This is a genomic window from Amycolatopsis sp. NPDC006125 (assembly GCF_040614195.1).
GTDB lineage: Bacteria > Actinomycetota > Actinomycetes > Mycobacteriales > Pseudonocardiaceae > Amycolatopsis_E > Amycolatopsis_E tucumanensis.
Map to the genome: position 1 here is coordinate 17,173 of NZ_JBEXTZ010000045.1, position 19,839 is coordinate 37,011.

The 19,839-nt window shown below is 71.9% G+C and carries 23 protein-coding genes; 19 read left to right on the forward strand and 4 right to left on the reverse strand.

Going from position 1 to position 19,839, the window contains the following annotated elements; genetic code table 11:
- The first annotated feature begins 57 nt into the window (after positions 1-57).
- Genes ABZ193_RS22870 through ABZ193_RS22915 form a run of 10 tightly spaced genes read left to right on the forward strand, consistent with a single transcriptional unit; the run spans position 58 to position 9,672 of the window.
- Positions 58-852: an ABC transporter permease gene (locus tag ABZ193_RS22870; protein ID WP_020421060.1), complete on the forward strand. Its 795-nt coding sequence runs from the start codon at positions 58-60 to the stop codon at positions 850-852.
- On the forward strand, positions 852-1,715 hold the full coding sequence (locus ABZ193_RS22875; RefSeq protein WP_027934932.1) for an ABC transporter permease: 864 nt from the start codon (positions 852-854) through the stop codon (positions 1,713-1,715). Before ABZ193_RS22870 ends, ABZ193_RS22875 begins: the two co-directional genes overlap by 1 nt.
- Complete coding sequence (locus ABZ193_RS22880) at positions 1,712-3,034, forward strand: MCE family protein (RefSeq protein WP_354711380.1); 1,323 nt, start codon at positions 1,712-1,714, stop codon at positions 3,032-3,034. Before ABZ193_RS22875 ends, ABZ193_RS22880 begins: the two co-directional genes overlap by 4 nt.
- Positions 3,031-4,074 carry an MCE family protein gene (locus ABZ193_RS22885; RefSeq protein ID WP_237337257.1) on the forward strand — a complete coding sequence of 348 codons (1,044 nt, stop codon included), beginning with the start codon at positions 3,031-3,033 and terminating at the stop codon, positions 4,072-4,074. Before ABZ193_RS22880 ends, ABZ193_RS22885 begins: the two co-directional genes overlap by 4 nt.
- Positions 4,071-5,102 carry an MCE family protein gene (locus ABZ193_RS22890; RefSeq protein ID WP_354711381.1) on the forward strand — a complete coding sequence of 344 codons (1,032 nt, stop codon included), beginning with the start codon at positions 4,071-4,073 and terminating at the stop codon, positions 5,100-5,102. Before ABZ193_RS22885 ends, ABZ193_RS22890 begins: the two co-directional genes overlap by 4 nt.
- Positions 5,099-6,286 (forward strand): MCE family protein, encoded by a 1,188-nt coding sequence (locus tag ABZ193_RS22895; RefSeq protein ID WP_020421055.1) that lies wholly within the window; start codon positions 5,099-5,101, stop codon positions 6,284-6,286. Before ABZ193_RS22890 ends, ABZ193_RS22895 begins: the two co-directional genes overlap by 4 nt.
- Positions 6,283-7,467, forward strand: a complete 1,185-nt coding sequence (locus ABZ193_RS22900) for an MCE family protein (RefSeq protein WP_354711382.1) — start codon at positions 6,283-6,285, stop codon at positions 7,465-7,467. The genes ABZ193_RS22895 and ABZ193_RS22900 overlap by 4 nt, the downstream gene beginning before the upstream one ends.
- Positions 7,464-8,702 (forward strand): MlaD family protein, encoded by a 1,239-nt coding sequence (locus tag ABZ193_RS22905; RefSeq protein WP_354711383.1) that lies wholly within the window; start codon positions 7,464-7,466, stop codon positions 8,700-8,702. The genes ABZ193_RS22900 and ABZ193_RS22905 overlap by 4 nt, the downstream gene beginning before the upstream one ends.
- Positions 8,699-9,175, forward strand: coding sequence for a hypothetical protein (locus ABZ193_RS22910; RefSeq protein WP_354711384.1), 477 nt, complete (start codon positions 8,699-8,701; stop codon positions 9,173-9,175). Before ABZ193_RS22905 ends, ABZ193_RS22910 begins: the two co-directional genes overlap by 4 nt.
- Complete coding sequence (locus ABZ193_RS22915) at positions 9,172-9,672, forward strand: hypothetical protein (protein WP_354711386.1); 501 nt, start codon at positions 9,172-9,174, stop codon at positions 9,670-9,672. The genes ABZ193_RS22910 and ABZ193_RS22915 overlap by 4 nt, the downstream gene beginning before the upstream one ends.
- Here the strand turns inward: ABZ193_RS22915 and ABZ193_RS22920 are convergent, their stop codons facing one another.
- The 3 genes from ABZ193_RS22920 to ABZ193_RS22930 are packed head-to-tail and all read right to left on the reverse strand — an operon-like array spanning position 9,673 to position 13,169.
- A complete protein-coding gene (locus tag ABZ193_RS22920; RefSeq protein WP_237337264.1) occupies positions 9,673-10,578 on the reverse strand; it encodes a sensor histidine kinase in 906 nt (301 codons plus the stop codon).
- Positions 10,575-11,351: an MEDS domain-containing protein gene (locus ABZ193_RS22925; RefSeq protein ID WP_354711387.1), complete on the reverse strand. Its 777-nt coding sequence runs from the start codon at positions 11,349-11,351 to the stop codon at positions 10,575-10,577. Before ABZ193_RS22925 ends, ABZ193_RS22920 begins: the two co-directional genes overlap by 4 nt.
- A 21-nt stretch (positions 11,352-11,372) precedes the next feature.
- Positions 11,373-13,169, reverse strand: a complete 1,797-nt coding sequence (locus ABZ193_RS22930) for a long-chain fatty acid--CoA ligase (protein WP_354711388.1) — start codon at positions 13,167-13,169, stop codon at positions 11,373-11,375.
- Positions 13,170-13,282: 113 nt separating this feature from the next.
- Between ABZ193_RS22930 and ABZ193_RS22935 the strand changes: the two genes are divergently transcribed.
- From ABZ193_RS22935 to ABZ193_RS22965, 7 genes are read left to right on the forward strand one after another with little or no spacing between them, the layout of a single operon-like run.
- Positions 13,283-13,684: a hypothetical protein gene (locus ABZ193_RS22935; RefSeq protein ID WP_020421047.1), complete on the forward strand. Its 402-nt coding sequence runs from the start codon at positions 13,283-13,285 to the stop codon at positions 13,682-13,684.
- A 20-nt stretch (positions 13,685-13,704) separates the two neighbouring features.
- On the forward strand, positions 13,705-14,496 hold the full coding sequence (locus ABZ193_RS22940) for a metallophosphoesterase (protein WP_354711389.1): 792 nt from the start codon (positions 13,705-13,707) through the stop codon (positions 14,494-14,496).
- Positions 14,497-14,523: 27 nt separating this feature from the next.
- Positions 14,524-14,964 carry an SRPBCC family protein gene (locus ABZ193_RS22945; protein ID WP_017983871.1) on the forward strand — a complete coding sequence of 147 codons (441 nt, stop codon included), beginning with the start codon at positions 14,524-14,526 and terminating at the stop codon, positions 14,962-14,964.
- Positions 14,965-14,978: 14 nt separating this feature from the next.
- Positions 14,979-16,121, forward strand: coding sequence for an ArsA family ATPase (locus tag ABZ193_RS22950; RefSeq protein WP_354711391.1), 1,143 nt, complete (start codon positions 14,979-14,981; stop codon positions 16,119-16,121).
- Positions 16,118-16,498 carry a hypothetical protein gene (locus ABZ193_RS22955; protein ID WP_020421044.1) on the forward strand — a complete coding sequence of 127 codons (381 nt, stop codon included), beginning with the start codon at positions 16,118-16,120 and terminating at the stop codon, positions 16,496-16,498. The genes ABZ193_RS22950 and ABZ193_RS22955 overlap by 4 nt, the downstream gene beginning before the upstream one ends.
- 14 nt (positions 16,499-16,512) lie before the next feature.
- Positions 16,513-17,448, forward strand: a complete 936-nt coding sequence (locus tag ABZ193_RS22960; protein ID WP_027936303.1) for an ROK family protein — start codon at positions 16,513-16,515, stop codon at positions 17,446-17,448.
- A gap of 12 nt (positions 17,449-17,460) precedes the next feature.
- Positions 17,461-18,330, forward strand: a complete 870-nt coding sequence (locus ABZ193_RS22965) for an NUDIX domain-containing protein (RefSeq protein ID WP_354711393.1) — start codon at positions 17,461-17,463, stop codon at positions 18,328-18,330.
- Between the two features lie 436 nt (positions 18,331-18,766).
- Here the strand turns inward: ABZ193_RS22965 and mftR are convergent, their stop codons facing one another.
- On the reverse strand, positions 18,767-19,378 hold the full coding sequence (gene mftR, locus ABZ193_RS22970) for a mycofactocin system transcriptional regulator (protein WP_354711394.1): 612 nt from the start codon (positions 19,376-19,378) through the stop codon (positions 18,767-18,769).
- An 84-nt stretch (positions 19,379-19,462) separates the two neighbouring features.
- Between mftR and mftA the strand changes: the two genes are divergently transcribed.
- Positions 19,463-19,567, forward strand: a complete 105-nt coding sequence (gene mftA / locus ABZ193_RS22975) for a mycofactocin precursor MftA (protein ID WP_020421040.1) — start codon at positions 19,463-19,465, stop codon at positions 19,565-19,567.
- Complete coding sequence (gene mftB / locus ABZ193_RS22980) at positions 19,552-19,833, forward strand: mycofactocin biosynthesis chaperone MftB (protein WP_017983864.1); 282 nt, start codon at positions 19,552-19,554, stop codon at positions 19,831-19,833. The genes mftA and mftB overlap by 16 nt, the downstream gene beginning before the upstream one ends.
- The last annotated feature ends 6 nt before the right edge of the window (positions 19,834-19,839 follow it).

The following is a 19,839-nucleotide window of genomic DNA, read 5'->3' on the forward strand; positions in this document are numbered from 1 at the left end:
CGGTTTCCCGCAAGGGAGTAAGACTCAGAGCAACGAGGCTGGGGTCGCGGAGGTGTGATGGGGTCACGCACGGGAACGCTCACGGTACCGGGCACCGCCGCGCTCGCCCAGGTCGGCCGCCTGTCCACACTGGCCTGGGAAGTGCTGCGGGCGATCCCGCGCAGGCCCTTTCAGTTCCGCGAGTGGATCCTGCAGTGCTGGTTCTTCGCGAGCGTGACGATCCTGCCCACCGCGCTCGTCGCCGTCCCGTTCGGCGCGGTCATCGCGCTGCAGCTCGGTTCGCTGACGCAGCAGATCGGCGCGCAGTCGTTCACCGGCGCGGCCAGCGCGCTGGCCATCGTGCAGCAGGCCGCCCCGCTGATCACCGCCCTGCTCGTCGCGGGCGCCGGCGGAAGCGCCGTCTGCGCTGACATCGGCGCGCGCAAGATCCGCGAAGAGATCGACGCGATGGAGGTGCTCGGGGTCAACCCGATCCAGCGCCTCATCGTGCCGCGCGTGCTCGCCGCGATGGTCGTGTCCGTGCTGCTCAACGGCCTGGTCAGCGTGGTCGGCGTGCTCGGCGGCTACTTCTTCAACGTCGTCATGCAGGGCGGCACCCCGGGCGCGTACCTGGCCAGCTTCAACGCGCTGGCGCAGCTGCCGGACCTCTACGTCAGCGAGATCAAGGCCGTGCTGTACGGGTTCGTCGCCGGAGTGGTGGCCGCCTACCGCGGGCTCAACCCGGCCGGCGGGCCGAAGGGCGTCGGCGACGCGGTGAACCAGGCCGTGGTCATCACGTTCCTGCTGCTGTTCCTCATCAACGTCGTGCTGACCGCCATCTACCTGCGGATCATTCCGCCGAAAGCGCTGTGATGACCGCCGAAACGCTGGAGAGACAGCCCGGGGTGTCCGACCGGACACTCGAGATGATCGCGCGCCCCGGCGCCGTGCTGGAGGGACTGGGCAGCCAGCTCTCCTTCTACGTCCGCGCGCTCGCCTGGGCCCCGCGCACACTTCGCCGTTACAGCAGGGAAACGCTGCGGCTGCTGACCGAGGTCTGCTTCGGCACCGGCGGTCTGGCGGTGATCGGCGGGACACTCGGCGTGATGATCGGCATGACCCTGTTCACCGGTCTCATCGTCGGCCTGCAGGGGTACGCCGCGCTCAACCAGCTCGGCACCGCCGCGCTCACCGGGTTCATCTCGGCCTACTTCAACACCCGTGAGGTCGCGCCGCTGGCCGCCGGGCTCGCGTTGTCGGCGACCGTCGGCTGCGGGTTCACCGCCCAGCTGGGCGCCATGCGGATCTCGGAGGAGATCGACGCGCTCGAGGTGATGGCGGTGCCCAGCCTGCCGTACCTGGTCACCACACGCGTGCTGGCCGGGCTGGGCGCGGTGATCCCGCTGTACGCGGTCGGGCTGTTGTCGTCCTACCTGGCCTCGCGCCAGGTTACGGTGTGGCTCTACGGCCAGTCGGCGGGCACCTACGACCACTACTTCGGGCTGTTCCTGCCGCCCGAGGACGTGCTGTGGTCGTTCGGCAAGGTGATCGTGTTCAGCGTGCTGGTGATCCTGTCGCACTGCTACTACGGCTACACCGCCAGCGGCGGGCCTGCCGGCGTCGGCGTCGCGGTCGGCCGCGCGGTGCGGACGTCGATCGTGCTGATCTCGGTACTGGACTTCTTCCTCAGCCTCGCGGTCTGGGGCGCGACCACGACGGTGAGGATCGCGGGATGAGACGGGCGGTGCTGCTGCGGCGGCTCTGGCACCAGGTGCTCGGCCTGGTGTTCCTCGTCGTGTGCGGGCTGTTCTTCGTCACCACGGTCGCCGCCTACAACAAGGAGTTCACCCCGGTCGCGATGGTGCGGCTGGAGACCGACCACGTCGGCAACCAGCTGCGCAAGGGCTCCGACGTCAAGATCCGCGGCGTCGTGGTCGGCGAGGTGCGCTCGATCCAGGCGATGGGCGACCACGCCGCGCTGGAACTCGCGCTGGACCCGGACCAGCTGAGCCTGATCCCGGACAACGTCTCCGCGCGCCTGCTGCCCAAGACCCTGTTCGGCGAACGCTACGTGGCCCTGCAGATCCCGCCGGATCCGTCCGCCCGGCACATCGCGGCCGGCGACGTCATCCCGCAGGACCGCTCCAGCTCGGCGATCGAGCTGGAGCAGGTGCTGAACAACGTCATGCCGCTGCTGCAGGCCGTCCAGCCGCAGAAGCTCGCCAGCACGCTCAACGCGGTCTCCACCGCGCTCGACGGCCGCGGCGAGCAGCTCGGCGCCACGCTGGTGAACCTGTCCGAGTACCTGGCCGGGCTGAACCCGTCGCTGCCGGACATCAAGGCCGACATCACCGGGCTGGCGAACGTCGCGGACACCTACGACCGGGCCGCGCCGGACTTCCTGCAGGCGCTGGCCGACCTGACCACCACCACGAAGACCCTGGTGGACAAGCAGCAGGCGCTGACCCAGGTCTGGGCGTCGGTCACGAACGCGAGCGACAACCTGGACAGCTTCCTGCGCGTCAACCAGGCCAACCTGATCAACCTCACGGTCACCTCGCAGTCCACTTTGGAGGTTCTCGCGAAGTACGCGCCGGAGTACCCGTGCCTGCTGCAGCAGCTCGCCGAGGCCGTGCCGCGCGCGTACGAGGCCTTCGGCGCGGGCACCGACAAGATGAACCACGTGACGATCCGGTTCGTCGCCGACCGCACCAAGTACGAGCCGGGCAAGGACGAGCCGGAGTACCTCGACAAGCGCGGGCCGCGCTGCTATCCGATGGTGCTGCCGCCCGGTCGCTGGCCGCAGTACCCGCCGGGCGGGCCGATCCAGGACGGCTCCACGCACCCGCCCGCCGGGCCCGGCGCGAGCGTTCCGCTGCCCAGCAACGGGATCATCGACGGCGGGTCGTCCACCACCGGATCGGTCGCGAACTCGCCCGCCGAACAGGACCTCGTCGCGGCGCTGCTGTCGCCTGCCGCGCCGCAGGACGTGCCGGGGTGGGGAACCCTGCTCGCCGGCCCGCTCTACCGCGGGGTGGAGGTGGAGGTCAGGTGAACCGGTTCGTCCCGTCGCTGATCAAGATCCTGATCTTCGCCGCCGTCACGGTGCTGCTGACCGGGATCCTCGGCTCGACGATCGCCAACACCAACTTCGGCGTCACCTCCACCTACACCGCGCGCTTCACCGACGCCTCCGGCCTGCACGAGGGCGACGACGTGCGGATCGTCGGGGTGAAGGTCGGGCAGGTGGACGAGATCACCGTCGAGCAGGACGGCGACACCAGCTACGCCGACGTGCACTTCACCGTCCAGTCGGCCTACCGCCTGCCGGGCTCGGTCACCGCGACCGTCAAGTACCGCAACCTCGTCGGGCAGCGGTACCTGTCGCTGGGCACCAACGTGCCCGGGGACGACCAGCTGGCGGCGGGCGGCATGATCCCGCCGGAACGCACGCAACCGGCGCTGAACCTCACCGTGCTGTTCAACGGGTTCAAGCCGTTGTTCGCGGCCCTGGACCCGCAGCAGGTCAACCAGCTCTCCTACGAGATCATCCAGGTCTTCCAGGGCGAGGGCGGCACGATCGAGAGCCTGCTGTCGCACACCGCGTCGCTCACCCAGACCATCGCCGACCGCGACGAGGTGATCGGCCAGGTCATCGGCAACCTCAACACCGTGTTGACCACGGTGAACGACCGCGGCCCGCAGCTGTCGAACCTGATCGACCAGACCCAGCAGCTGGTGTCCGGATTGGCCGCCCAGCGCGGCCCGATCGGCGACGCGGTGTCCGCGCTGGGCGAGCTGACCGACGCCACCGCCGGGCTGCTCGCCGACGCGCGGCCGCCGGTCCAGCAGGACATCGCCGCGCTCGGGACGCTGTCCGGCACGCTCGCCGACTCCGGGCAGCTGATCGACGAACTGCTGAAGAAGCTGCCCGGCAACCTGGAGAAGTTCACCCGGACCCTGAGCTACGGCAGCTGGTACAACTACTACCTCTGCGGTCTGACCGGGACCATCGGCGTGACGTCGCTCAACATCACGCTGCCGCTGCTCCCGCTGCCTGCGACCGAGCTCCCGGAGAGGTGCAAGCCGTCATGAAGGCGCTCAAGGACCGCAACCAGGCCGCCGTCGGCGCGGTGACGCTCGTGCTCGTCGTGCTGGTGACCCTGGTGTCCTACTTCTCCGACGAGCTGCCGCTGCTCGGCACCGGGACCACCTACCAGGCCTACTTCGCCGAGTCCGCGGGCCTCGCGGCGGACAACGAGGTGCAGGTGGCCGGTGTGAAGGTCGGCCAGGTCACCGACGTGTCGCTGGCCGGCAGGAAGGTGCTCGTCAAGTTCAAGGTGGAGAACACCCGGGTCGGCGACGAGTCGACGGCCTCCATCGAGATCAAGACGCTGCTGGGGGAGAAGTACCTCGCGCTCAAACCCAAGGGCGAGGGCGCGCAGGACCCGGACGAGCCGATCCCGGTCGAGCGCACCACCACCCCGTTCCAGCTGCAGGACGCCTTCCAGCAGCTGAGCACGACGGTCGGCCAGATCGACACGAACCAGCTCGCGCAGAGCTTCGACGCGGTCGCCGACGCGCTCAAGGACACCCCGCAACCGTTGCGGGACACGCTGTCCGGCCTGTCCGCGTTGTCGCGCACGGTGTCCTCGCGCGACCAGGAGCTGGCGAACCTGCTGGCGAACACCAGCCAGGTGTCGCGGACGCTCGCCGACCGCAACGCCCAGCTCACCGCGATCATCAACGACGGCAACCTGCTGCTCGGCGAGCTGCAGCGGCGCCGGGACGCGATCAAGGCGCTGCTCACCGGCACCCAGCAGCTCGCGGCCCAGCTGTCCGGACTGGTCGCCGACAACCGCGCGCAGCTGCGGCCGACGCTGGAACGGCTCGGCGAGGTCACCACCATCCTGCAGAACAACCAGGACAACCTGAACCGCAGCCTCGAGCTGCTCGCGCCGTTCACCCGCGTCGGCGCGAACGCGACCGGCAACGGCCGCTGGTTCGAGGGCTACATCTGCGGGCTGCTGCCGCCGGTGATCAAGGCGGGCGGGCTGTCCATCAACCCCGAGGGCTGCACGCCGCCGATCTCCGCGCCGGACCAGGGATTGGGGGGCGGATGACGCTCGACAGCCGTGCCTCGCGCGGCGTGTACCGCTGGATCGCGACCGGGTGCGTGCTCGCGCTGCTGGTGACGGCCGGCCTGTACCTGGTGCTCCGGGACAGCGGCGGCACCCGGATCTCCGCGTTGTTCGACCGGACCGTCGGCCTCTACGCCGGATCGTCGGTGCGCGTCCTCGGCGTGCCGGTCGGCGAGATCACCGGCGTCACGCCGGAAGGCGCCGTGGTGCGCGTGGACATGCGCGTCGACGACGACGTGCGGATCCCCGCCGACGCCGGCGCCGTGGTGGTCGCGCCGAGCCTGGTCAGCGACCGGTACGTGCAGCTCACCCCGGCCTACGACAGCGGGCCGGTGATGGCGTCCGGCACGCTCATCCCGCAGGACCGCACCGCGACGCCGATGGAGCTGGACGACCTCTACGGCACGCTCGACAAGCTGTCGACCAGCCTCGGGCCCACGGGCGCCAACGCGAACGGCGCGCTGTCGAACCTGCTGGACACCGCCGCGGCCAACCTCGACGGCAACGGGCTGAACCTCAACAGCACCGTCACCGAGCTGGCGAACCTGTCGCGCACGCTGGACAACTCGAAGGACGACCTGTTCGGCACCGTGCGGAACCTGCAGTCGTTCACCACCGCGCTCGCGGACAGCGACGCGCAGCTCAACGAGTTCTACCAGCGGCTGGGGAACGTGACGGGCTTCCTCGCCGAGGACTCCGACGACGTCAGCGCCGCGCTGGCCGCGCTCGGTTCCTCGCTCGGCGACGTGCAGAGCTTCGTCGCCGAGAACAAGGACCTGCTCACGTCCAATGTGGACCGGCTGGCCGGCATCACGCAGGTGCTCGTCGACCAGCGCGCCGCGCTCGCCGAGGTGCTCGACGTCGGCCCGACCGGCATGACCAACTTCATCAACTCCTACGACGCGGCGTCCGGCAGCATCGCGATCCGCTACAACGCCAACGAGTTCACCAACCCGCTGATCACCACGCTGTGCCGGCTGATCAAGGCGTCCACGCCGGTCGGCCTGCCGACGACGGTCAGCGACGTGTGCGAGGCGATCGCCCCGGTGGTCGAGGGCATCGCGAAGGTCCCGTCCATCCCGCAGCTGCTCGCCGACATCAACAGCGGCAAGCTCCCGCCGCTGCCGTTGCTGCCGCTGGTCGACATCCCGGAGGCCGGATCGTGAGGCGGCTGACCGGGGTGCTGTGCGGGGTGCTGCTGCTCGTCGCCGGCTGCGGCACGGCCGGGTTCTCCGGGCTCTACAACACGCCGCTGCCGGGCGGGGCGGACCTCGGCGACCACCCGTACCGCATCACCGCGCAGTTCGCCGACGTGCTCGACCTGGTGCCGCAGGCCGCGGTGAAGGTCAACGACGTGCCGATCGGCCGGGTCGACAGCGTCGAACTGGCGCCGGACACCAGGTCCGCCATCGTGCACATGAGCATCAACGGCGACCTGAAGATGCCGGAGAACTCCTTCGCCCAGCTGCGCCAGTCGAGCCTGCTGGGGGAGAAGTTCGTGCAGCTCGCCGAGCCCGCCGGGGAACCGGCAGCCGCGCCGCTGCGTGAGGGCTCGGTGATCCCGCTGGCGCGCACCAACCGCAACCCCGAGGTCGAGGAGGTGCTGGGCGCGCTGTCGCTGCTGCTCAACGGCGGCGGGGTGAACCAGCTGGCCGACATCACCCGCGAGCTGAACCACGCGCTCACCGGCAACGAGGCGGAGATCCGCGCGCTGCTGGCGCGGGTGGACCGGATCGCGACCGAGCTGGACGGGCAGAAGTCGGAGATCATCCGGGCCATCGACGGGCTCAACCGGCTGTCCGGCACGCTCGTCGCCCAGACCGCGAACCTGACCACCGCGCTGGAGGACCTCGCGCCCGGCATGGCCGTGGTGACCCAGCAGCGGGACCAGCTCGTCGGGATGCTGCAGTCGCTCGACCGGTTGTCCGGCGTGGCCGTGGACACGATCGACGCGAGCCGGGAGTCGCTGCTGGCGGACCTGCGGGCGCTGGCGCCCACACTGTCCAAACTGGCCGAAGCGGGCACGAACCTGCCGGAGGCGCTGAAGATCCTGCCGACCTACCCGCTGCCCGACGTCGCCGGGGACGTGGTGAAGGGCGACTACGCGAACGTGACCGCGCGGATCGACCTGAACCTGGACGCGATCTTCCAGAACATCGCCAACTCCGGGAAGTTCCCGTCGATCGAGCTGCCGAGCAACAACCAGAGCAGCACGCAGGTCGCAGCGCCGCCACTGCCGATCCCGCAGCCCGCGACGCCGCAGGCGCAGACCCAGCCGGACCCGGTGACCGGTCTGCTGCCCGGACTGAGCGACCTGCTCGGCAACCTGCTGGGAGGGACGCCGTGATCACCCGCAAGCACCGGATCCAGCTGATCGCGTTCCTGCTGATCGCGCTCGCGTCCGTCGGTTACGCCGGTGGCCGGTACGCCGGGCTGGACCGGCTGTTCGGCACCAGCGGCTACCTGGTCACGGCGAACCTGACCGAGTCGGGCGGGATCTTCGAGGGCGCCGAGGTGACCTACCGCGGCGTCGCGGTCGGGCGGGTGTCCAAGCTGCACCTGACCGACGAGGGGGTCGCGGTCGACCTGGACATCACCTCCGACGAGAAGATCCCGGCCGACACCGAAGCCGTGGTCGCGACCCGGTCGGCGGTCGGCGAGCAGTACGTCGACCTGCGGCCCAAGCACCAGGACGGGCCCTACCTCGCGGACGGGTCGGTGATCACCAGCCACCGCACGGCGATCCCGCTCTCGCCGGACACGGTGCTGGCCAACCTGGACCGCCTGGTGTCCAGTGTGGACACGCAGTCGCTGAAGACCGTGGTGGACGAGACCTACGACGCGTTCGCGGGCAGCGGCCACGACCTGCAGCAGCTGCTCGACACGGCGAACTCGTTCACCACGGCGGCGACGGAGAACCTGCCGCAGACCACGCGGCTGCTGGCCGACGGCCGGGTCGTGCTGGACACCCAGCAGCGGCAGGCCGACACGATCACCTCGATGGCCACCGGGCTGCGCACGATCGCCGAGCAGCTCAAGGGCGCCGACCCGGACCTGCGGAAGGTCATCGACACCACGCCCGGACTGGCCCGGGACCTGGACACGATCCTCGCGACCTCCGGCACCGACCTCGGCGTGCTGATCGCGAACCTGCTCACCACCGCGCAGATCACCTCGGTGCGCACGGACGCGATCGAGCAGCTGCTGGTCGCCTACCCGGTGATCTCGGCCTTCACGCGGTCGGTGTGGTCCAACGGCGAAGGCCACCTCGGGCTGGTGCTGAACTTCTTCGACCCGCACTCGTGCACCAAGGGCTACGAGACGACGCAGCAGCGCCCGGCGAACGACACCCGCGAGGTGCCCGCCAACCGGCAGGCCTACTGCGCGGAGCCGCCGGGCAGCGCGACCGGGGTGCGTGGCGCGCAGAACGCGCCGTACGCGGGCAAGCCGGTCAACCCGGCGAAGCCGAACGACCCCGCGCCGGCGCCCGCGCAGTCCACGTCGGCGCAGATGCCCGGCGTGCTGGGGCTGGTCACCGGTACCGCGAGTTCCCTGGGGCAGCTGCTGGGGCTGCCGGGATGACACGGGTGCTGGGCGCGCTGGCCGCGGTGGCGGTGCTGGCGGCGGCGTGGTTCGGGTGGAGCTGGTGGAGTGCGGCGCACGACGACGGGCTGGTCCGCGCCCGCGACCGGGACGCGGTGATCGCCGCCGCTGGTGACGCGCTGGTCGCGTTGAACACGATCGACTACCGCGAGGCCGGGGCCGCGCTGGACCGGTGGATCGCGGTGACGAGCGGCCAGCTGGGCTCGTCGTTGAGCGGGGACCGGCAGGGGCAGGTGGACCGGGCCACCGCGGGGAAGCTCGTCGCCACGGCGTCGTTGCGGCAGATCGCCGTGACCGAGCTGAACGGCGACGCGGCGCGGGTGATCGCGGTGCTGGACGTGTCGATCGCGTCCGGTGGTGGTGAGCCGAAGCCGGGCCGCAGCCACCTGACCGCGGACGTGGCGCGGGCGGACGGGACGTGGAAGATCGCGGCCGTGCAGGGGGCTTCGTGACTTCCCGTGTGGCGACGTGGGTTTCGGTGCTCACGGCGGTGATCGTGCTGGCGGGCGGGTTCGCCGGATGGGCCGCGGTGCAGGCCGGCCAGTGGCGCACCTCGAACGCCGCGCTGGCGGACCCGGCGGCGACCGCCGAGGCCTCGGAGCAGATCAGCGCGGCCCTGAAAGCGGTCTTTTCCTACGACTACGGCAACCTGGCGCGCACCGAGCGGGCGGCCGCGTCGGTCCTGGTGGACGACGCGGTGACCCAGTACCGCGACACCTTCGCCGCGGCGCAGGAGCAGGCGGTGTCGCAGAAACTGATCCGCACCACGACGGTGGCGTCGCTCGGGCTGCAGGACCTCGACGGCGATTCCGCGCGGGCACTGGCGTTCCTGGAACAGCAGACGCTCAACACGGCGAACGGGCAGCAGACGTCGTCCTCGGCGGCTCTGTCCGTGGTGGCGCGCAAGGTGGACGGGGCGTGGAAGATAGCGGCGCTGACGCCGCTGTGATCACAGGCGCAGCAGCGCGTACTGCGTCGTCCGGCCCGGTTGCGTGTACGTGCGCACCAGGTCGGCCAGCTGGTGCACCAGCAGCAGCCCGCGCCCGCCCAGCGCGCCCGGCGGCTGCGGGCGCCGCCCGGCCAGCGGGTCCGCCAGGAAACCGTCGTCGTGCACGGCGCAGCACAGGTGGCCGTCCGCGGGCCACAGCTCGACCCGGCACGAGCCGCCGGCGTGGCGCAGGCTGTTGGTCACCAGCTCGGTGACGATCAGCTCCAGATCGGGCACCCGGACCTCGCTCAAGCCGAACACCCGCGCCTGCTCCGCCGCCCAGTGGCGGGCCTCGCGGACGCCCCAGTCACCGGTCACCGCGAAGTCCACCGGGGCCGCGGCCGGCACCGGCTGGTTGTAGCGCGCCACCACGTCGTCCGGCGCGTACTGCTCGCTGGCGTACCGCCGCGACGCCTCCCACACCTCCGGGTGCGTCTCGCGGGCGTCGGCGACCACGGACGGCTCCAGCGCCGCCGTGTCGTAGGGGCACACGATCGTCACGTCCCGGCCGTCGAACGCGTGGTTGATCAGCGCCTCGTGCTGCGCGCACGCCGGGTACTCGGTGGCCGAGCGGCCCGCCCAGATCGGCTCGCCGATGATGCGCACGTGCCGGTCCGGATGCGCGTCGGCGAACCGGCGCAGAACCGTCGGGATGATCCGGCCGGGGTTGCGGCCCGCCTCGGTCATGTCCAGCCACAGCACCTCGTCCGAGCCGACCGCGGGCCGCAGCACGGACAGCCGGTCACCGGGCACGGCGACCGCGACCGGTTCCCGCCGCGCGAGGCCGTCGGTGACGAAGGGCACGAGGGCGTCCAGGTACTCGTCGTCGGAGCTGTAGAACAGCGCGGGGTGCACGAACGCGGTCACGCGGCCCCCTCCACCCGCACCGTCGACAGCCCCAGCACTTCGACCAGGCGGGAGACGGCCGGCGAGGGATCACGCAACACCAGTGTCGCACCACGGTTCGCGGCGTGCTCGGCCAGCCGCGTCAGGCTGCGGTGGTCGGCGAACCGCAGGCCGCGCACGTCGAGCACGAGGTTGCCCTCCACCGGCCGCGGATCCGCCCGCCGCAGCGCCTCGACGAGCAGCTCCTCGGTCGACAGGTCGAGCTCCCCGGCGAGCGCGGCCGACGCCGACGCCGAGCCGAAGAGCCGGAACCCGGGGTCGGCGTTCGTCGCCGGATGCATGGACGCCACCCTCGCCACCACCTCGTCACCAACCTGCCCGCGGTCGTACCCGCACATCGCGGAGAACGGGCGCACGGCGGCGTACCGGTCCACCGCGTGCTCGTAGCGCGCGAGCGCGTCGAGCTGCCCGGGGGCGGTCACGAGCGGCGTCCAGTCCGCCGCGACCCGCAGCCCGGTGTAGCCCGCCGCCAGAGCGGCCTCGGTCGCCAGTGCGTAGTTGCGCGCCTGCTCGTCCGGATCGACCACGGCGCCCGCGGGGCAGGTCTCGTCGAGCGAGACCGTCCGCGCCGCGCCGGTGCGCAACGCGTCGTCCAGCCCGTCGAGCGCGGGCTCGCCGGGCGCGACGAACCAGACCTGCCTGCCGCGGGCGAGCCCGTCGCGCAGGAACTCCCGCGCGCGGGCCCGGAAATCCGCCGTGGACTCGAAGGCCCAGCACCGGTGATCGTGAAGCACCGACACAGCGTAGTCGTCTCGTTACTTCTGGTACAGGCCTTCGATGAAGGTCGCGTAGTTCTTCGTCACCACGTTGCGCTTGAGCTTCAGGCTCGGCGTGATCTCGCCGCCCGCCTCGGTGAAGTCGTTGCCGAGGATGACGAACTTCTTGATCGACTCGGCGTGCGAGACCTGCTTGTTCGCCTCGTCGACCGCGCCCTGCACGGCCGCGATCAGGTCCGGGTCCTGTGCCAGGTCGGCGACCGTCGCGTCGGCCGGCTTGCCGTTCTGCGACTTCCAGGCCGGGAAGAACTCCTCGTCGATCGTGATCAGCGCGGCGATGAACGGGCGCTGGTCGCCGACCACCATGGCCTGGGAGATCAGCGGGTGGGCGCGCATGGTGTCCTCGAGACCGGATGGGGCGACGTTCTTGCCGCCCGCCGTCACGATGATCTCCTTCTTGCGCCCGGTGATCTTCAGGAAGCCGTCGTCGTCGAGCTCGCCGAGGTCGCCGGTGTGGAACCAGCCGTCCTCCAGCGCCTCCTTGGTGGCGGTCTCGTTGCTGAAGTACGCGCCGAACACGACGTCGCCCTTGAGCAGGACCTCGCCGTCTTCGGCGATCCGCACGGAGGTGCCCGCCACCGGGCGGCCCACGGTGCCGACGCGGAACGCGTCCTGCGTGTTCACGTTCGCCGCGGCCGAGGTCTCGGTCAGGCCGTAGCCCTCGAACACCGGCACGCCGATGCCGCGGAAGAAGTGCGCCAGCCGGGCGCCCAGCGGCGCGCCGCCGGAGACCGCGGCGATGCAGCGGCCGCCGAGCGCGGCCCGCAGCTTGCCGTAGACCAGCTTGTCGAACAGCAGGTGCTGCGCCTTCAGGCCCAGCCCGGCGCCGCCGGTGTCCTGTGCCTCGCTGTAGGACACCGCGACCTGCTCGGCCCGGTCGAAGATCTTGCCCTTGCCCTCGGAGTGCGCCTTCTGCTTCGCGCCGTTGTAGACCTTCTCGAACACGCGCGGCACGGCCACCACGAACGTCGGCCGGAAGGTGCCCAGGTCGGCCACCAGGTTCTTGACGTCCGGGGTGTGGCCGAGCGTCACGCGCGCGGTGACGGCGGTGACGGCGATCGCGCGGGCCAGCACGTGCGCCAGCGGCAGGAAGCACAGCAGCGAGTTGCCCTGCTCCATCAGCTGCGGGAAGGCGTTGATGTCGGCCCGGATCTCGGCCAGCAGGTTGCGGTGGGTCAGCTCGACGCCCTTGGGACGGCCGGTGGTGCCCGAGGTGTACACGATGGTGGCCAGGTCGCCCGCCTGCACGATGCGGCGCCGCTCGTGCACGGTGTCGTCGGCCACGTCGGCGCCCAGCGTGGTCAGCTCGTCCACCGCGGGGCGGGCCGCCTCGATCTGCCAGGTGTACTGCAGGCCGGGCAGCCGGTCGCGGACCTCGTCGACCGCGGCCAGGTGCTCGCTCGTCTCCACGAAGACGCCCTTGGCGCCGGAGTCGGACAGGATCCAGGCGACCTGCTCGGGCGAGGACGTGTCGTAGATCGGCACGGTGACGGCGCCCGCCGCCCAGATGGCGAAGTCGATCAGCGTCCACTCGTACCGGGTCTTGGACATCAGGCCGACCCGGTCGCCGCGCTCGATCCCGGCCTCGACCAGGCCCTTCGCGACGCCGATGACCTGGGCGGCGAACTCGCGGGCCGTGACGTCCAGCCACGAGCCGTCCACCTGGCGGCGGAAGCTGATCGCGTCGGGGAACCGCTCGGCGTTCGCCCACACGATGTCGGCGAGGTTCTCGTCATCGGCAACCGGCTGCACTGCCGGGGCGCTGTACTCGCGCACGGTGGACCTCCGTGGTTCAAGGGTGTTACTCGCCAGTCACAACTTAGCGTCGGTGACACCTTACGACCAAGGGGGCGGACCGCCGGTAACACGGGCATGACATTCTCACTCGCGTGAGCACGCTCAACGGTGCGCCGCCCAGCATCGACATCGTCGACGAGACCTTCCTCGCGGTGCCGCCCGGCACCGTGGCGGCGGTGTTCGCCGACCCGGCCGCGTGGCGGCGGTACTGGCCCGACCTGGTGCTCGAGGTCTACACCGACCGCGGCGAGGAGGGCCTGCGCTGGACCGTCCGGGGCGCGCTGGTCGGCACGATGGAGGTCTGGCTCGAGCGCACGCTGGACGGCACGCTGCTGCACTACTTCCTGCGCGCGAGCCCGGCCGGGGAAATGAGCCCCCGGCAGCTGCGCCGCGAATTCGACCGCAGGGCCCGCGCGGCCAAGGCCGTGGCGCTGGGCCTGAAGGAGATCCTGGAGGACGGTCGGGAGCCCGGGATTCCCCCGCGGACTTCTTAGCATCGCTAAACTGGGCAATCATGCGCGTTCATGTCGTCTCGGACGTCCACGGGAACACGGAAGCCCTGGCCAAGGCCGGTGATGGGGCGGACGCGCTGATCGTCCTCGGCGACCTGCTCGACTTCGTCGACTACCACCAGCACGACCAGGGCATCCTCGGCACGCTGTTCGGCCCGGAGAAGGTCGCCACGTTCGCCCGGCTGCGCCGCGAGGGCACCCGCGAGGAGTCGATCGCCTTCTCGAAGTCGCTGTGGTCGAGCCTGGACGACCCGGCCGCCGCCGTCGAGGAGGCCGTCCGCGAGCAGTACGCGGCGATGTTCGCGGCGATGACAGCGCCGACCTACGCGATCGCGGGCAACGTCGACTCGCCGGACCTGTGGCCCGAGTTCGCCGGTGACGACGTGCGGCTGGTCGAGGGCGAGGTCGTCGAGATCGGCGGCCTGCGGTTCGGCTTCGCGGGCGGCGTGGTGCTGCCGGCCGGGGCCACGATCCGCCGGTCCAACCCGGTGTGGCGGCCCTACCTGCGCACGCAGGAGGAGTTCGACGAGGTGGTGGGCAAGCTCACCGACATCGACGTGCTGTGCACCCACCAGCCGCCCGCGCTGCCGGAGCTGACCTACGACGTGGTCGCCCGGCGGCACGAGCTGGGCTCGTCAGCCCTGCGCGCGCTGGTCTACGCGGAGCAGCCGCGGTGGTCGCTGTTCGGCCACGTGCACCAGCCGCTGTCGGCCCGCCTGCGGGTGGGCCGCACCGAGTGCCGCAACGTCGGCCACTTCAAGGTCACCGGGCGCCCGTACGTCCTGCGGTGGTGACGCGGGCCAGGCGGTAACCTCTCCGCCATGGCCGACCAGTCCACGCAGTCCATCGAGGTCGACGCGCCGCCGGAGAAGGTCATGGCGGTGATCGCGGACTTCGCGTCGTACCCGGAATGGGCCAAGCAGGTCCGGGAGACCGAGGTGCTCGCGACCGACGACGCGGGCCGTCCCAAGCAGGTCAAACTGACCCTGGACGCCGGCCCGATCAAGGACGTCTACACGCTGGAGTACGACTGGGCCGCCGACGGCCGGTCGGTCAGCTGGCACCTGGTGCGCGGCCAGATGCAGAAGGCGCAGGACGGCCGCTACGAGCTGGAGGCGGTCGGGAACCGCACGCGGGTCACCTACACGCTGTCGGTCGAGCTGGTGCTGCCGATGATCGGGCTGCTGCGCCGCAAGGCGGAGAAGATGGTCATGGACACCGCGCTCAAGGAGCTCAAGCGCCGCGTGGAGGACCTCGCCTGAGGGCGGGACGGCCCATGACCCGGCTGCTGCTGTTCACCGGCAAGGGAGGCGTCGGCAAGACGACGCTCGCCGCGGCGACGGCGGCGGGCCTGGCCGCCCGCGGGTACAAGACGCTGGTCGTGTCCACCGACCCCGCGCATTCGCTGGCCGACGCGTTCGGCAAGCGCCTCGGCCGCGAACCGTCCGACGTGGACACCCGGCTGCACGGCGCGCAGGTCGACTCGCGCGGCCTCGTCGACGACATCTGGCAGGACCTGCGCGGCAGGCTCAAGGGCGCGCTCGCGGGCGCCGGGGTGGACGCGCTGGACGCCGAGGAGCTGAGCGTCCTGCCGGGCGTGGACGAGCTGCTCGCGCTGACCGAGGTGCAGCGGCTGGCCGAGGCAGGCCGCTGGGACGTCGTGGTGGTCGACTGCGGGCCGACCGCGGAAACGCTGCGGCTGCTCGCGCTTCCCGAGGCCGTGGCCGGGTACCTGGACAAGGTGTTCGGCTGGCAGCTCACGCTCACCGGCTCGCGGGGACTGGCCCGGTCGGTGCGCGACCTCGCGGCGCACGTCTCGGCGCTGCGTGACCTGCTGACCGATCCGGCCGTCACCACCGTGCGGCTGGTGCTGACGCCGGAGCGGGTCGTGGTCGCCGAGGCGCGCCGCACGCTGAGCTCGCTCGCGCTGCGCGGGATCCGGGTCGACGGGCTGATCGTGAACCGGCTGATGCCCGCGCCCGGCGTGTGGCGCGGGGCGGCCGCGAACTGGATGCGCACCCGCCGTCGCCAGCAGGACGAGGTGCTGAACGAGCTGACCTGGGAGCTGGCCAGGGTGGAGCACCGCGCCGCCGAGCCGGTCGGGCTGCCCGCGCTGCGGGAGATCGCCACCGAGCTGTACGGCGAGCGGGATCCGCTGGAGGGCAAGGGTTCCACGTCCGCGCCGCTGCTGCACGTGACCGAAGTGGACGGTGGGTACCGGCTGCGGCTGGCGCTGCCGCTGGACCGCGGGGCCGAGCTGGACCTGGCGCGGGTGGACGACGACCTGGCCGTGACCGTCGACGGGTTCCGCCGCCTGGTGGCGCTGCCGGAGTCGTTGCGGCCATGCCGGATCACCGGCGCCGAGTCCGATGCGGACGGTCTCGTCGTCTCGCTCACCAAGCCGGGGGAGGACCGATGACGACCGAAGGCGTGACCGCGGCGAGCCTGGCCGAGGAGATCCGGCTGCTCGTCGAGATGGTCGTCGAACGCGCGGCCCCCTGGCTGGACGGCGTGGTCGCCGCCGGGCACGGCACGGCCGAGAAGCCCGATGGTGACAGCGACTGCGGCTGGTGCCCGCTGTGCGCCGTGGTCGCCGTGGTGCGCGGCGAGAAGCCCGAGTTCGTCGCCCGCGTGCTGGAGCAGGCGGCGCAGATCATCGCGTTGCTGCGGGCCGTGCTGGCCGACCGGTGGGAGCCGCAGGAGGGCGTGCACATGCCCGGGTTCCAGCCGCCGCCGCGGCCGCAGCCGGACTCCGGCCGGGTGCAGCGCATCCCGGTGCAGTGGCGGGAGGGCTAGTGCACGCGATCGGCCTGGACGTCGGCGGCACGAGCGTCCGTGCCGGAGTGGTGGACGAGCACGGCTCGATCCTGGACACCGCGCGGGCGGGCACGCCGGCCGCCGAGGACGCGCTCGAAGACGCCATCACCGCGGTGATCGACGAGCTGCGCAACCGGCACGAAGACGTCGCCGGGGTCGGGCTGGCGGTCGCCGGGTTCGTCGCCAACGACCGGCGCACCGTGATGTTCGCGCCGCATCTGGCCTGGCGGCACGCGCCGGTGGCGGACCGGATCGCCAAGCGCGTCGGCCTGCCGGTGACACTGGAGCACGACGCGAACGCCGCCGCGGTCGGCGAGCACCGCTTCGGCGCCGCGCGCGGGGCCGGGGTCGCGGCGCTGGTGGCGATCGGCACCGGGATCGGCGCGGGGCTGCTGCTGGACGGCGAGCTGTACCGCGGCGCGAACGGGGTCGCGCCGGAGCTGGGGCACCTGACGGTGGTGCCGGACGGGCGGGCGTGCCCGTGCGGCAAGTACGGCTGCTGGGAGCGCTACTGCAGCGGCACCGCGCTGGCCGCGACCGCGATCGAGCTGCTGGCCAGGTACCCGGGCACGTCCACGGTCCTGTCCAGGGACATCGCGCTGGACCCGGGCGCGCTGACCGGGCGGCGGGTGGCCGGGGCGGCGCGCGACGGCGACCCCATCGCGCAGCGGGCGGTGGCCGAGCTGGCGAAGTGGCTCGGCGAGGGGCTGGCGCTGGTCGCGGACGTGTTCGACCCGGAGATCGTGGTGATCGCAGGCGGGGTGTCGGAGTCGGCGCCGCTGTTCCTCGACGAGGCCCGCGAGCACTACGCGGCGGCGATCACCGGCGGCAGGCACCGGCCGCTCGCGCGCATCCGCACCGCGCAGCTGGGCGACGACGCCGCGCTGGTCGGGGCCGCCGCGCTCGCGCTCGAAGCCACGGCGGTATGACAAGCTGGAACGATGACCCCAGATGACGGCGACGGCTTCGTGTACTGCGAGCGCGGCCACCGGCATTGGGGCCTCTTCGGCGCCGCGGGCCTGCTGCTGACCGATCCCGAGCGGGGTGTGCTGCTGCAGCACCGGGCCTGGTGGACGCACCACGGCGAGACGTGGGCGCTGCCCGGCGGCGCGCGCCGCGGTCACGAGTCCGCGCGTGAGGCCGCGACCCGTGAGGCGGAGGAGGAGGCCGCGGTGCCGTCCGCCGCCGTGCGGCCCACCGCGGAGTCGGTGGTCGACCACGGCGGCTGGAGTTACACGACGGTCCTGGCGAACACCCGGCACCCGGTGCGGGAGCGGGTGGTCAACGAGGAGAGCGCCGAGCTGCGGTGGGTGCCGCCGGACGAGGTCGGCTCGTTCCCGCTGCACGCGGACTTCGCGGCCGCCTGGCCCGCGCTGCACGCCGAACTCGGCCGGGAGCTGGTGCTGGTGGTCGACGCGGCCAACGTGGTCGGCTCCCGGCCGGACGGCTGGTGGCGGGACCGGGCAGGCGCGGCGGAGCGGCTGCGGGACCGGTTGTCCGGGCTGGCGCGCGACGGGGTGCGCAGCGCGGACGTCGGGCTCGGCGGGGCGGACTGGTCGTGGTGGCCGCGGGTGCAGATGGTCGTCGAAGGCCAGGCGAGGGACGTGCCCCCGGCCGACGAGGTCGAGGTGATCGCCGCGGTCCGCGACGGCGACTCCCAGATCGTGGAAAGCGTCCGCAAAACGCGCGACGCCCGCCCGGACGACCACGTGGTGGTGGTGACGGCCGACCGCGAGCTGCGAGCACGCGTGACGGCGGAGGGCGCGAAAGTCCTCGGCCCGGCGACGCTGCTGAACCTGGTGGAGGGTTAGCTGGGGTCAGGCCGCCGGGGCGGGTCGGCCGACCGCCTGGGCGACGCAAGAATGCGGGCGGGCCGGGGGCGAGTGCGAACCGCCCCAGCGCCCGCGCGAGTCCCACGCTCCCGGGTGTGAGTTCTGCACTCCCGGGCGGGTCTCGCGCTGGCTGGGGTGAGTTCCGCGTTGCCGGGCGCTTGTCCCACGTTCGCGGGCACGAGTTCCACGCTGGCTGGGGTGAATTGCGCGTTCCCGCGCGGGAGGCTGCAGTCGCCGGCGCGAGTCTCGCGTTCCCCGGGTGGGGGTTCTGCAGTCGCCAGTGCGAGTCTCGCGTTCCCGGGCGCGGGTTCTGCACTCGCCGGCGCGAGTCCCGCATTCCCGGGCGCGAGTTCCGCAACCGCTGCGCGAGTCCCACGCTCCCCGGCGCGAGTTCTGCCGTCCCCGGGGCGCCGGCCTACGACCGCGCCCCCGGGACCAACGTCTCCGTCAGCTCGTCCACCCCGGCGGCCATCAGCTCGGCGAGGTCGGCGCGCGGGTCGCGCAGCCACTGCTCGTACGCGGCCAGCGCGATGCCCAGCGCGGTGTAGGCCACGGTCTGCGGGGCGAGTGCCGACGCGGGCACCCCGAGGCGTCCCCCGACGAACTCCGCGATCACCTGCCGCCAGTCCGCGTAGCGCAGCGTCGAGTGCGCCTGCAGCGCCGGCGTGGTCAGGATCAGCTCCATCCGCTGCCGGTGCCACACCGCCTCGGACGGGTCCACCCGGTTGAAGTCCACCAGCGCCTCCCGCAGCACGCCGGGCAGCGGGCGGTCCGGCGGGTACGACGCGAGGCGCTTGCGCATCTTGTCCAGCTGGCCGTCGAAGTCGCCCCAGGCGATGTCGTTCTTCGACGGGAAGTAGCGGAAGAACGTGCGCCGCCCGATGCCGGCTGCCTTCGCGATGTCGTCGATCGTCGTGCGGTCGAACCCGCGGCTGGCGAACAGTTCGAACGCCACGTGCTCGACCTCCGCCCGCGACGTGATCGGCTTGCGTCCCGCACGGGGCGCCGGATCCGCCTTTTCGGTCATCCCTCTTCCATTCGGCACTCGGTGCCATTATTGTCCGAGAAGCGCGGCCGCACCGGAGCGGCCCATCGCCGAAGGGAGCATCCCATGTCCGAGGCCAAGAGCGTCGCCCCCGCCGTGGAAGACTCGCTCGTCGAGGAGGACCTGCTCGTGGAAGAGGTCTCCATCGACGGCATGTGCGGCGTCTACTGACCGTGTTCGATCCGGACCAGGCCTACCGGTGCTCCCCGCGGGTCGCGTTGCGACCGGAACCGTTCGGGGCGCTCGCCTACGACTTCGGCACCCGGAGGCTTTCGTTCCTGAAGACGAAGATCCTGGTCGAGGTGGTGCGCACGCTCGGGGACCAGCCCGACGTGCACACCACCCTCGACGCCGCCGGCGTCCCCGGCGACCAGCGCCCGGCCTACCTGAAGGCGCTGGCCGGACTCGCCGAGAACGGCACGATCGAACCGCGCTGAAACACT